1 protein-coding gene is annotated in these 639 nt (G+C 75.6%); it reads left to right on the top strand.

The annotated features are described in order from the left end of the window. Nucleotides 1-554, top strand: a 554-nt coding sequence (locus AC2W7C_RS18705) for a gamma-glutamyltransferase (RefSeq protein ID WP_486002682.1), incomplete at its 5' end; no start/stop codon positions are given. Nucleotides 555-639 lie beyond the last annotated feature (85 nt).

Raw genomic sequence — 639 nt, 5'->3', positions numbered from 1 at the left:
CGGTTGTCGAGGCGCCCCCGGCGCGAGGGCCCTTCGTCGCCGCCGCCAACCCGTTGGCGGTCGAGGCCGGGATGAAGGTGTTGAAGGCCGGCGGCTCGGCGGTCGACGCCGCCGTCGCCGTCCAGGCGGTGCTGGGCCTGGTGGAGCCGCAGTCCTCGGGCCTGGGCGGCGGCGCCTTCATGATGATGTTCGACGCCGCGACCGGCGAGGTCACCAGCTACGACGGCCGCGAAACCGCGCCGGCCGCCGCCACGCCCGAGCTTTTCTACGAGAACGGCCGTCCGCTGGCCTTCGGCGACGCGGTGCTGAGCGGGCGCTCGACCGGCGCGCCCGGCGCCGTCGCCATGCTGGCCCTGGCCCAGGCCGAGCACGGCCGCCTGCCCTGGAGCGCCCTGTTCGGGGACGCCGAACGGCTAGGCCCGCGACCGGCTTCGTTAGTCAGCCCGCGCCTGGCCGGCTTCATCGCGATGACGCGCGGCCAGGCGCGCACCGCTGGGCCGACGCCTATTTCACCAGGCCCGACGGGACCCGCTACGCCGCTGGCGACGTGCTGAGGAACCCGGCCTACGCCGACACCGTCGCGAGCTGGCCGCCGGCGCGCCGAGGCCTTCTACCAGGGCCGCATCGCGCGCGAGATCG

This window comes from Brevundimonas sp. CURTG3B2_SDJG (assembly GCF_057364705.1).
Note: the sequence above shows the minus strand (reverse complement) of the source record. Positions and strands in the feature narration are given on the sequence as shown.